Origin of the sequence: Pseudomonas putida, assembly GCF_016406145.1 — a bacterium.
Classification (GTDB): Bacteria; Pseudomonadota; Gammaproteobacteria; order Pseudomonadales; family Pseudomonadaceae; genus Aquipseudomonas; species Aquipseudomonas putida_E.
In genome coordinates, this window is record NZ_CP066306.1 from 3,313,818 (window position 1) to 3,325,071 (window position 11,254).

The 11,254-nt window shown below is 58.5% G+C and carries 10 protein-coding genes; 4 read left to right on the plus strand and 6 right to left on the minus strand.

From position 1 onward, the window contains the following. Positions 1-362: 362 nt before the first annotated feature. Positions 363-1,385 (minus strand): zinc-dependent alcohol dehydrogenase family protein, encoded by a 1,023-nt coding sequence (locus JET17_RS15100; protein WP_012314826.1) that lies wholly within the window; start codon positions 1,383-1,385, stop codon positions 363-365. A gap of 205 nt (positions 1,386-1,590) precedes the next feature. On the opposite strand from JET17_RS15100, the gene JET17_RS15105 reads away from it, so the two are divergent. Beyond that, positions 1,591-2,505 carry a LysR family transcriptional regulator gene (locus JET17_RS15105; protein ID WP_012314827.1) on the plus strand — a complete coding sequence of 305 codons (915 nt, stop codon included), beginning with the start codon at positions 1,591-1,593 and terminating at the stop codon, positions 2,503-2,505. A 112-nt stretch (positions 2,506-2,617) separates the two neighbouring features. Next, positions 2,618-4,405: a thiamine pyrophosphate-requiring protein gene (locus tag JET17_RS15110; RefSeq protein WP_012314828.1), complete on the plus strand. Its 1,788-nt coding sequence runs from the start codon at positions 2,618-2,620 to the stop codon at positions 4,403-4,405. A gap of 336 nt (positions 4,406-4,741) precedes the next feature. On the opposite strand, the gene JET17_RS15115 is transcribed toward JET17_RS15110, so the two are convergent. The 4 genes from JET17_RS15115 to JET17_RS15130 all read right to left on the minus strand — a co-directional run bounded on the left by JET17_RS15115 (position 4,742) and on the right by JET17_RS15130 (position 7,703). Continuing rightward, positions 4,742-5,575, minus strand: a complete 834-nt coding sequence (locus JET17_RS15115) for a phosphatase PAP2 family protein (RefSeq protein ID WP_012314829.1) — start codon at positions 5,573-5,575, stop codon at positions 4,742-4,744. Between the two features lie 2 nt (positions 5,576-5,577). Next, positions 5,578-6,267 (minus strand): histidine phosphatase family protein, encoded by a 690-nt coding sequence (locus JET17_RS15120; RefSeq protein ID WP_042111510.1) that lies wholly within the window; start codon positions 6,265-6,267, stop codon positions 5,578-5,580. A gap of 136 nt (positions 6,268-6,403) precedes the next feature. After that, positions 6,404-6,793, minus strand: a complete 390-nt coding sequence (locus JET17_RS15125; protein WP_196996485.1) for a hypothetical protein — start codon at positions 6,791-6,793, stop codon at positions 6,404-6,406. Positions 6,794-6,941: 148 nt separating this feature from the next. Then, positions 6,942-7,703: a phosphatase PAP2 family protein gene (locus JET17_RS15130; RefSeq protein ID WP_012314832.1), complete on the minus strand. Its 762-nt coding sequence runs from the start codon at positions 7,701-7,703 to the stop codon at positions 6,942-6,944. A 168-nt stretch (positions 7,704-7,871) separates the two neighbouring features. On the opposite strand from JET17_RS15130, the gene JET17_RS15135 reads away from it, so the two are divergent. Together JET17_RS15135 and JET17_RS15140 are read left to right on the plus strand one after the other, a co-directional pair. Continuing rightward, entirely contained in the window at positions 7,872-8,555 is a 684-nt protein-coding gene (locus tag JET17_RS15135; protein ID WP_012314833.1) for a response regulator transcription factor, read from the plus strand. 261 nt (positions 8,556-8,816) lie between these two features. Next, the gene (locus tag JET17_RS15140; protein ID WP_012314834.1) at positions 8,817-10,451 is read left to right on the plus strand and encodes a phosphoethanolamine transferase; all 1,635 of its coding nucleotides are present in this window, start codon (positions 8,817-8,819) and stop codon (positions 10,449-10,451) included. 205 nt (positions 10,452-10,656) lie between these two features. Here JET17_RS15140 and JET17_RS15145 read toward each other — a convergent pair whose 3' ends face one another. Beyond that, the gene (locus JET17_RS15145) at positions 10,657-11,199 is read right to left on the minus strand and encodes a DUF3237 domain-containing protein (protein WP_012314835.1); all 543 of its coding nucleotides are present in this window, start codon (positions 11,197-11,199) and stop codon (positions 10,657-10,659) included. Between the last annotated feature and the right edge of the window lie 55 nt (positions 11,200-11,254).

Genomic DNA, 11,254 nt, shown 5'->3' on the forward strand with positions numbered 1-11,254 from the left:
ATTATCAGGCGTTGCTCGACGATTAAAAGATACAGACGCCGGTAAAAAAACCATTCAGCCGAATGGCAGGTCAATGTGCGCTCGACACGGGGAAGTTTTCAAAGAGAAAGATTTTTCAAGACATCTGCATGCACGCGAGGCGGCAATAGTTTCTATGTAGGACGGATACTAGTTAATTGTAGGAAAAGTCCTAGCAAGAGACTATTCACGAATTGTCGGGGAGATAGAGTATTGGAAAGTGAACGCCTAGAACTTTATGGCGTTGCGGCTATCGAGCACCGCGCGGGAGGCGCACCATCAAGCTGCGAACACTCGAAAAAAAACCCGAGCCAAGCCCGGGTTCCCTTTACATCGAGCGTATATCAGCCCGCCCCCAAGTCCAGCACCACTCTGCCGCCACAAGGACACTCATCCATATACCGGTGCGCTTCAACCACCTGATCAAACGGATACACCTTGACGATCTGCGGTGTCAGCAACTGGTCAGCCGTGAACTGGTTGATATCGCGCAGGGCGCGCTGCAGCGCAACCTGGTCCTGGCTAATGCCCAGTTCCGGCTTGCCTGTGAAGTTACCGATGCAGTGAACGTAGAACTGGATGTTCTTCTGGAACGCCGCACAGGCCGGGAATGGTGTCTGGTTACCACCCTGCAGGCCATAAAGCACCAGGCTGCCGCGTGGCGCGAGTACATCGCCGAGCAGTGACATCTGCGGGCCGCCCATACCGTCCAGGACCATGTCCACGCCGCGCCCGTCGGTGTACTTGCCCACCTGCATGAGCAAGTCCTGCTCTTCGGTGACAATCACCTTGTTAGCGCCCAGGCCCAGCAGATATTCGCGCTGCTCCGGCTCCTTGGTGGCAGCGAACACCTTGAGCCCCAGGGCCTTGCCCAGCTGTACGAAGGCGGGCCCTGCGCAATGGCTGGCATCGGTGACCAGTGCGGTCTGCCCGGCCTTGGCCCTGGCCAGGTCGACATAGGCGAAGTAGGCGATCAGCAGCGGCGTGTAATGCACGCTGGCTTCGATCGGTGTGAGGATATCCGGATAACGGGTAATCGCCGTGCGCGGCAGAACGATCACATCCCCATACACCGGGTGATCATTGGCACTGGTCGCCGGGAAGCTGGCCACCCGGTCTCCCACTGCAATGTCATCGACACCTTCACCCACCGCAGTCACCACACCGGCCATCTCGTGGCCGATCCCCGCAGGCAGACGGGCTTGGGACGGCGCCAGGTTCTGCCGCCAAAGCACGTCGTACCAGCTCACGCCAATGGCCTCGACGCGGATCTGCACCTCGCCGACAGCAGGTGACGGTTCGGCCTGCTCCTCGCAGCGGAGCACTTCGGCAGCGCCGAACTTGTGGAACCGGATCATGCGGGACATCGCATACCTCGCCTTTGTGAATCTCGTATTACCACGGACTTTATCCGGGCTTTTGCCGTTAGACCATCAGTGGCTATTAATAGTCGACATGCCTGTCATCGATTGGGCACCTCACATTTCTGTGCATCGGCCCCACAAATCGGTGCAGGTTAACAGCCTTTGGCCTTAAGATTCACCCCTGCCCCACTTTAGGCGAAGCGCACCGATGAATCGAAACGACCTGCGTCGCGTAGACCTCAACCTGCTGATCGTGTTCGAAACCCTGATGCATGAGCGTAGCGTGACCCGTGCCGCCGAGAAGCTGTTCCTTGGCCAGCCGGCGATCAGCGCGGCGCTGTCGCGCCTGCGTAACCTGTTCGACGACCCGTTGTTCGTGCGCACGGGCCGCAGCATGGAGCCGTCAGCGCGGGCACATGAAATCTTCGCCCTGCTGTCGCCGGCGCTGGATTCCATCTCCACCGCGGTCAGCCGCGCCGCCGAGTTCGACCCGGCCACCAGCAACGCGGTGTTCCGCATCGGCCTGTCGGACGACGCCGAATTCGCCCTGCTGCCGCAGCTGCTCAAGCGCATCCGCGCCGAGGCGCCCGGCATCGTGCTGGTGGTGCGCCGGGTCAATTACCTGCTGATGCCTACCCTGCTGGCCTCCGGCGAAATCTCGGTGGGGGTGAGCTACACCAGCGAACTGCCCGCCAACGCCAAGCGCAAGGTGCTGCGCCGCAGCATGCCCAAGCTGCTGCGCGCCGACAGCGTGCCCGGCAGCATCACCCTCGACGACTTCTGCGCACGGCCGCATGCACTGGTGTCGTTCGCAGGTGACTTGTCCGGTTTCATCGACGAAGCACTGGAAGAGATCGGCCGCAAGCGCCATGTGGTCCTGGCCGTGCCGCAATTCAACGGCCTGGGCAGCCTGCTGGCGGGGACCGACATCGTTGCCACGGTGCCGGATTACACCGCTGATGCGCTGACTGCTGCGGGTGGGTTGCGGGCTGAAGACCTGCCGATAGCGGTGCGCAGCTTCGAGTTGCACATGGCCTGGCGAGGGGCGCAGGACAATGACCCGGCGGAGCGCTGGTTAAGGTCGCGGATTCAGATGTTCTTCGGGGATCCGGATAGCCTGTGAGCCCCAAAACGCTTGAAACGGCGGCTGATCCACGCAGGCAAGCATATCAGTTGAAACTTTCGTAAACCGCGCCAAGTCCAGACCCCTATCGGCCAGCGAACGGGAGAAGGCAATGACAGGCACGGTAGGCGACTTTCTGGTAGAGCGCTTGTATCAATGGGGGGTGCGGCGCATCTTCGGCTACCCCGGCGACGGTATCAACGGTGTATTCGGCGCGTTGAGCCGGGCCAACGGCAAGATCGAATTCATCCAGGCCCGCCACGAGGAAATGGCAGCATTCATGGCCTGCGCCCATGCCAAGTTCACCGGTGAACTGGGCGTGTGCATTGCAACCTCCGGGCCTGGCGCATCGCACTTGCTCACCGGGCTGTATGACGCCCGGATGGACCACATGCCAGTGCTGGCCATCGTCGGCCAGCAAGCCCGAGCGGCATTGGGCGGCCACTATCAGCAGGAACTGGACTTGCTGTCGATGTTCAAGGATGTGGCCGGTGCATTCGTGCAACAAGCCTCCACACCCTCGCAGGTACGCCATTTACTCGACCGCGCCGTGCGCACTGCCGTCGGCGAACGGCGAGTGACGGCGGTGATCCTGCCCAATGACCTGCAGGACCTGCCCTACCAGGAACCGGCCCGCGCCCATGGCACCGTGCATTCCGGCGTTGGTTACAGCAAGCCCAAGGTGGTGCCCTACGACAGCGACCTGCAGCGTGCCGCCGAGGTACTCAACGCTGGGCGCAAAGTGGCCATTCTGGTCGGAGCCGGTGCCTTGCAGGCTACCGAAGAGATCATCGAAATCGCCGACACGCTCGGCGCAGGTGTGGCAAAGGCGCTACTGGGCAAGGCCGCCTTGCCCGATGACCTGCCGTGGGTGACCGGCGCCATCGGCTTGCTGGGCACCGAACCGAGCTACCAGTTGATGGCCGAATGCGACACCTTGCTGATGATCGGCTCAGGGTTCCCCTATTCCGAGTTCCTGCCCAAGGAAGGCCAGGCCCGTGGGGTGCAGATCGACCTTCAGCCAGACATGCTAAGCCTGCGTTACCCGATGGAGGTCAACCTGGTGGGTGATGCCGGGGAGACCTTGCGCGCATTGCTGCCATTGCTCGAGACAAAATCCGACCGCCGCTGGCGTAAGAAAGTCGAAGGCTGGCGTGCACGTTGGGACAAGACCCTGGCCAAACGCGCAATGGTCAAAGCGGACCCGATAAACCCGCAACGCGTGGTGTACGAGCTGTCCCCTCGCCTGCCCGACAACACTCTGGTGACCAGCGACTCCGGTTCCTGCGCTAACTGGTATGCCCGTGACCTGCAAATTCGGCAAGGCATGCAGTGCTCGCTGTCAGGCGGCCTGGCCTGCATGGGCGCTGCGGTACCGTACGCCATCGCCGCCAAGTTCGCCCATCCGCAGCGCCCGGTGGTGGCACTGGTCGGCGATGGCGCGATGCAGATGAACAACCTGGCCGAGCTGATTACCGTAGCCAAATACTGGCAGCAGTGGGAGAACCCGCAATGGATCTGCGCGGTGTTCAATAACGAGGACCTCAACCAGGTCACCTGGGAGCAACGTGTGATGGAGGGCGACCCCAAGTTCGAGGCGTCCCAGACGATCCCTGACGTGCCTTATCACCTGTTTGCCATCTCCATCGGCCTGGAGGGCATTTTCGTCGACCGTGAAGATGACGTCGCAGCGGCCTGGGAGCGTGCGCTAAGCGCCGATCGGCCGGTATTGATCGAGTTCAAGACCGACCCCAACGTGCCGCCCTTGCCGCCTCATATCAAACTCGAACAGGCGAAGAAACTCGCCGGCTCTTTGTTCAAGGGCGACCCGGACCAGGCCAGCGTCATGGTCCAGACAGCCAAGCAGGTACTGAGCTCGGTGCTTCCTGGTAAGAAGTGACGCAATCCTCTGGCCATCAATCAGCCAAGCAGGCGTGAGTGATAGCAACGATGACGCGCCGAGCAAACAGACACGCGCTGCAGGGGCGCAGCGCGCCAGCTTGCCCGGTGTGCATCGATTCAGGCCATTGGCGCCCGTGACATCGCCCCATAGGGCACGGATCTTTGGAAGCGTAGCTAGAACAGAGATATTTATTTTTGAGACAGTACACTAGTGCATTGTTCGGCGAAAAAGTCAGCGCCCTTGACGTTTTCTCGTGCGCCTTGAGTTCTGAGCAAAAACCTCGATCTCGATCCGGCTGCCATCCAGTCATAGAGACCGTTTCCACTTACTGCTTCAGGGTTGAGTAGCATCGATGACGACCATCGATGCCTGGCTTTCAATTTCCTGGGGTGCGATCTGCAACGCGGGACGTCCGTAAAACAACAATGCGCTCGTCCAGGCAGTTAGCCAGACGAAAATCCCGGCCCAGAAGGTATGTGACATATAGTGCCAGCCTTGCAATACACGGGTGGTGCCGTACACGAAGCCGAGCGAGAGGATGACTACCAGGAGTTTGCGTGTATGCGGCCATCGGTGTCGGAGGGCCACGAAATAAACGGCCAACAACGTAAAGGCACTGGAGGCATGGCCGCCCGGCCAGCACCGGCCAGCGGGGGCCTTATCCAGCCAATTGAAGTGGGTGAACCACTCCTTATGGGGTGCTGCTCCGCCGTAAAGAGTTGTCTCCACTGGACAGTAGATGCCGGTGTGGCTCTTAAGGTAGTGGATCACTCCAGTGCATGCCGCGAACGTCACCACAACATAGAAAAAGTCTCTGCGATAACGTGTGGTAAATCGCAAAGCAGTCCCGATGCGGGTTGCTTGAAAAAGCCGGCTTGAGACCAGGTGAGGAAACTTCGCGCTCAGCGGCCAGACAAAGGAAAGCAGGCTGCCAATAATCGCCAGTTCCCCTGTCCAGTTCGGCAGAACGCGTGGCAGCTTGTGGGTTGCTTTTTCGAACCATTGGTTGTGCAGCAATGGGAATTGGCCGGTCGCTGGATCGAGCAGCAAATTACTGATCTGTTGGTCCAGGTGAGTTATATCGAATAGCAGGAAGACGATCACGGCCAGCAACAGCGGTATGCCCAGGTTGCTCGCATAGAAGGCAGTACGGCGAGAAAGCTGCATGCTTACAGTCCTGTGCTGGAAACAAGGTGGTTCCAGACACTGGCGTTCATCTGTCCAAGAATGCGTGCTTTGCCCTTATCGGCCACAGAGATAAACAGCGCGCTGGCGTAAGCGCTGGAGCGTTCTCCCCCAGCCACTTTAAAGTGCCGCTCCAGCTGGTCGATGCAACCGCTGTGGGTAATCAATACCAGGTTGCGCCCGCTGTTCTTATGGCTAAGCGCGGCGTCGGCGAAGCCCTTGTTGCATTGGCTCAGCCAGTCTTGTGTGAGAATCGGCCCGCCGAAGATGAAGTGGGCCGTCTGCTGAGTGCGAACTTTCGGGCTGCTCAGGAGTTCGGCATTCTCCAGGCCAAGCCGTGCAAGCCCCTTGCCGACATCGGTGGCCATCTGGCTACCGGCGACAGTGATGCCCGCCGGGTCATCCAGGCAGGCGCTATGCGAGCGGTCACAGCGCTCGGCGTGACGGATCAGCACCATCACCTCGCCCTTGGCCCATTGTGTGTAGATCCCGCTATCGTGCATCTCCTTCGCACTACTCACATCTAATACCTGCGCTTGAGAGGCATACCATGTGGAAACGGCAGCAAGCGCAATAAGAGCGCCTATCGCAGCTTTCTTCAGATTGCTTGCGTGAAATCGGCGTTCTTGTGAACGCTGAGGAACAGCGTGACGCTGCATGATGCCTTGCTGCATGGTGTCGCTCCGAAAAGTAGACGAGGCAGGCAGCAACCAGGCGCGTGCCCCTATGAGTCGCGGCACTGTAGGGAGGCATGCATGGCACGACAGTGAAGCCCATGTGAAAAAAACCTGAAAGGAGGGGCGCGGCGGTTCATGGTTTTTTCGACGACTTTCTCAATGTGCTGCCCCATGCTTGGGCCTTTTCATGTCTCCATTCGCGATCCGCCTGGCTATCGAGTTTCAAGTTTCGCTCTATGTCGCTGGCAGCACTGGCCTGGCACTGGCGAAAGCCATCGTCCCAACCCGTAGCGTATTGCGGGTCTTGGAGGTAGGTGCTGACCTTTTTTCGGAATTCACCCAGTGCTCCGGCCGCTTGTCGACCGCTTGCACACCCATCATCGAAGCCGCTGACAAAGGGCGCGGGATAACCTTCAGCCAGTAGGCGCTGACTGGTGCTCTGACATCCGCTCAGCAACGCAAGCGCGAAACAAACAGCTGCCCCCATACAGGCAGTGTGCTGCCAATACCGCAAAATACTCATCTAATGCCCCTGAATGCCGCGAGATTTCTGATTGGCGTGCCGATAACGCGTTCAAGCTGGCACTTCTCGATTGCTCGAACTGTAAGTGCGGACAGATTGGGGCGCGGTGAAGCGGATGTGAAAAAAGTCTGCGTCGAACCGAGCGGGATCATTCCACACTGTGCACCTCGTCGCCCCCTCGCACTGGTGTTTCTTCGATGCCATCAGCGCTCGGCCGATAGAGCAGCCATCGGTAGCACAACACCGCTATCAGCCAGTCGATCAACAGGGTCCAGACATTGTGAGAAAGAAAGTGCGCGCCTTGCAGCATCCTGCCCACCGATAGCAGCGTCCCAAGTCCCAAGGCCAGGGCAAGAACCACCCGGCCGGCCCGTGGATGGCGGTCGCGCAACGCGAAATACAGGGCCAGGAGGCCAAATCCAGTGGAGGCATGCCCGCCCGGCCAGCATCGGCCCGGCTTGGGCGAGTCCACGCGGTCTGCTAGCAGGGGAACATAAGGTTCGCTGCCACCAAACGCCTGCAAGCTCCACGGGCATTGCACTTCGGTCAGTGCCTTGAGCGGCGTCACGATACTGGTGCACAGCCCGATCGTCAGAACGGCGTAGCCCAACGGTCTTTGCCACAGCCGAAATTTCGGGTTCACCAAGCTGGCCACCAGGCCGGCGATCAATACCAGGGCAAACAGGATGACGACCTGTTTGACACGTTCATGCAGCACGGTTTCCAGCCAGTAACTGTGCCGGCCATAGAACCCGAAACCGGGAACGTAGGACATCCGCGCAAAATAGAAATCGATGGTAGTTACGTTGGAAGCAAGCATCGCCATCATGGCCAAAATCGGCAGTCCGACTGCAAGTCTAAAGTTAAAAGGGCGGGATACAGGCACTGCATGTAATGAGAATCTTTTCATGTAATCAATTCCAGAACCGTGACGCCTTCTCACTAACAAGCCGTGGCTTTTCACGAATACTTAACATTTTGTCGACACACCAGCGACTGCCAGGAACATCAAATGCAAGCCCGTTGTTGGGCCAGCCCACCTGACAATGCTAGCCATGGCCTTTAGGAAAGCGCTCGAATGAAACTGCTGATCGTTGAAGACAATTGTGACATCCATGACAACCTTGTTGATTTTTTCGAACTCAGGGGGCACGCCGTCGAGGGCGCACGTGATGGCCTGACCGGTTTGCACCTGGCCGAGACCGGATGCTTTGACGCGATCATCCTCGATATAATGCTACCTGGCATTGATGGTAACGAGATCTGCCACCTTTTACGCATGCGCTCCAAGTCGCCGGCCGCCATCATCATGCTCACCGCGCGAGATGAGTTGGATGATCGGCTGATGGGTTTCAAAGCAGGGGCCGACGACTACGTGGTGAAGCCTTTCGCCATGGCCGAGATACTTGCCCGGCTCGAAGCCATCCTTTACCGGCGTACCGGACATAACGGCCGCAAGCTTCACTTGCTTGATCTCGAACTCGATCTGGACACGCTGGAAGTCCATAGAGGGAACACGCTGGTCAATCTCAGTTCCGCCAATCTGAAGATACTCGAACTGCTGATGCGAAGTAGCCCCGCCATCGTCAAGCGTAAGACACTTGAAGAGTTGCTCTGGGGATCGACCTGGCACAATAGGAAAGGCGACAGTATCCGCAACCATATCCATCAAATCAGGCAGGCCGTGGACAAGCCGTTCGCTAAAAAACTGCTGCATACCGTGCGCGGTGATGGCTACAAGATCTGCAGTCCGGACCCTTGAACATTCAGCGAGGTTGCCGCTACGGATCCTAAGTCGCTCAGCGTGGTCTTGAGGTTATCAACTTGTGAAAAAAATGTGATGTCGCCTAAGGATCGACCAAGCACCGTCGACCTTGAGCTTGGCCTGGTACCGTAGCCATTTGAACAGACATCTTTTCACTGACGTTTTCACAAAAACGCCACGGAACATGCCCTAACTTGCGCGCCCATGCCCCCAACGCAAGTCTGCGTTGATGCCCCGGTTTTGATTGCGTAGGGTTTTATGTTCAAGATAAAAGCAGTGCGTCCTGCCTTGGTAACAATGCTTGCCAGTGTCTTTCTGTTAATGGGATTCAATGCACCGCTCTGGGTGCATTTGGTTTCCATTACGGAGCCAAATGGATCGGGCATGATGATGCGGTTCGCTTTCGCTCTGTTGATAGCGTGCGCATTCAACCTGCTTATTACACTATTCACGTTCGGTCGCACATTGAAACCGACACTCATACTGCTCTTCATCATCAGTGCGGGTGCAGCCTACTTCATGAACCAATATGGCGTACTGATCGATGTCGGCATGATCCGCAATGTCGCGCAAACCGATACCAGCGAAGTCCAGGCCCTGCTGTCGACAACCTTGCTGGGCTACCTGCTGGCGCTGGGCGTGCTGCCTGGCTACATCCTTTGGAAAACGCCCATCCATTACCGTCCATGGCCTCAGGAGCTGGTTGGTAAAGGCCTGACAGTGCTGCTCTGCGTATCGCTGATCGGTGGCGTCAGCCTCCTCAACTACAAGGGCTTGTCTTCATTGTTTCGCAACCATCACGAGTTGCGCCTCATGATCGTGCCGAGCAATGTCATCGGTGCTTCGATCAGCTATGCACGCGAAGAACTCAAGACGGCGCAGCAACCCTTCATGCCGATTGCGCAGGACGCACGACTCGATGGCAGTTGGGCGCGCCACTCGCGCAAGTCCCTTACTGTGCTCGTCGTGGGCGAGAGCGCGCGGGCGGCAAACTTCGGCATCCTCGGCTATCCACGGGATACAACTCCCGAGTTGAACAAGGAAGACGGCCTGGTCGCATTCAGCCATGTCACTTCATGTGGCACGGAAACCGCAGTTTCTGTCCCCTGCATGTTTTCCAACATGGGCCGCAAGCACTATGACGTGGCCCGGGCAAAAAACCAGGAGGGTCTGCTCGACGTGCTCAAGCGTGCGGGCCTGGCGGTTATATGGCGCGATAACCAGTCTGGCTGCAAGGGCACCTGCGATCGCGTCATGCGGCAAGACGTCAGCAAGAACAAAGATTCACTGCTGTGCGCCGACCACGAATGCCGGGACGAGATCCTGCTGCAAGGACTGCAGCCACTGATCGATCATCTCGACAAGGACACCGTTCTGGTCCTGCATCAGATGGGCAGCCACGGCCCCGAGTATTTTAAGCGCTATCCTGGCGCGTTCGAACGATTCACGCCGGTATGCCACAGCAATGCGCTTGAAACATGCAGCCGGGAAAGCATTGTCAACGCCTACGACAACACCATCGCCTACACCGATCATGTGCTGGCTACCCTGATCGACGTGCTACGTCGCAACGGGGACAAGGTAGACAGCGCCATGATCTATCTGGCCGACCACGGCGAGTCGCTTGGGGAATACAACATTTATCTTCACGGAACGCCCTATCTGTTTGCACCAGAGGAGCAGAAGCATGTGCCGATGATCACCTGGTTCTCCGAGGGCTATCAACGCGCGTTACAGCTCGACGGCCGCTGCCTGCAGGCCAAGCGCGATGCTGCGCTCAGCCAAGACAACCTGTTCCATTCCGTGCTGGGGCTGCTGAAGGTGAACACGCTGGTCTACGAGTCATCCCTGGATCTTTTCACAAGCTGCCGGACCCCAATGCCAGTGGGCTAAGCAGAAATGAAAGTAGCAGCACAACCTTGCGAGATGTCTACCCTATTCTGCGTAAAGCTTGGGTTGGCGCGAGTCCAAGCCATAGGCTGTGCGCCTTAGTTAGCTGGCGGGCAGACCGGTTTGCTTCGCCATTTCGGTCACGCAGGCTTTCTCCGCCTTGATTCAGCGACGCACAGTGTTCAGAAGAGCATAGTTTTATAGATAACTATTTCACCTCGAACGCGTCGTAGACCACTGCATTGCCCAAGCGCATTGCGCTACCCACGCCGACCGTACGATTGAGCCATGCGTATTGGGGCGCGGATGTCTCGAAACGCAGGGTGATGCGGAACTGGTACAGGCTGGGATCGACGTCTTCGCCAGCGGCCACCCTCTTCATGACCGCAGCCGGCCCGTAACGGTAGCCTTCGGTGCGCAGGTAGATCAGTGCGCCATCGTCGGTCTGCAGCAGGTAGCGGGTGTCGATGATCGCCACACCCTCGGGGCTGACAATCTGCCAGTCCGCGCCGTTATTGAGGATGGTGCCCTTGAGCCTGGCCCCCTCGAAACGGCCGCCTGTGATCGGGATGATACGCCGCTTGCCCTGCGCGCTGGTTTCGCCCAGCTCCCACACCGGCGCGACAAGGTCCACCGTAAAGCGCGCCAGGGGTTCGAGCTTGAGCGGGGGCGGAGCGTAACTGGCAGCCTGGGCAAGGCCCGTGCAAACGCCAAGCAGCAGCCCAAGCAATCCTCTGCGAAGGTTCATCATGCTGCCTCCTGCACTGACCGGGCATCGGGATTTGTCGGGTGCGGGCCTGGTGATG

What these genes read in the sequence shown, in the direction of transcription:
- JET17_RS15140 (WP_012314834.1), top strand. Translation starts at nt 8,817, where the DNA reads ATGTTCAAGATAAAAGCAGTGCGTCCTGCCTTGGTAACAATGCTTGCC.
- JET17_RS15135 (WP_012314833.1), top strand. Translation starts at nt 7,872, where the DNA reads ATGAAACTGCTGATCGTTGAAGACAATTGTGACATCCATGACAACCTT.
- JET17_RS15125 (WP_196996485.1), bottom strand. Translation starts at nt 6,793, where the DNA reads ATGAGTATTTTGCGGTATTGGCAGCACACTGCCTGTATGGGGGCAGCT.
- JET17_RS15115 (WP_012314829.1), bottom strand. Translation starts at nt 5,575, where the DNA reads ATGCAGCTTTCTCGCCGTACTGCCTTCTATGCGAGCAACCTGGGCATA.
- JET17_RS15145 (WP_012314835.1), bottom strand. Translation starts at nt 11,199, where the DNA reads ATGATGAACCTTCGCAGAGGATTGCTTGGGCTGCTGCTTGGCGTTTGC.
- JET17_RS15100 (WP_012314826.1), bottom strand. Translation starts at nt 1,385, where the DNA reads ATGTCCCGCATGATCCGGTTCCACAAGTTCGGCGCTGCCGAAGTGCTC.
- JET17_RS15120 (WP_042111510.1), bottom strand. Translation starts at nt 6,267, where the DNA reads ATGCAGCAAGGCATCATGCAGCGTCACGCTGTTCCTCAGCGTTCACAA.
- JET17_RS15105 (WP_012314827.1), top strand. Translation starts at nt 1,591, where the DNA reads ATGAATCGAAACGACCTGCGTCGCGTAGACCTCAACCTGCTGATCGTG.
- JET17_RS15130 (WP_012314832.1), bottom strand. Translation starts at nt 7,703, where the DNA reads ATGAAAAGATTCTCATTACATGCAGTGCCTGTATCCCGCCCTTTTAAC.
- JET17_RS15110 (WP_012314828.1), top strand. Translation starts at nt 2,618, where the DNA reads ATGACAGGCACGGTAGGCGACTTTCTGGTAGAGCGCTTGTATCAATGG.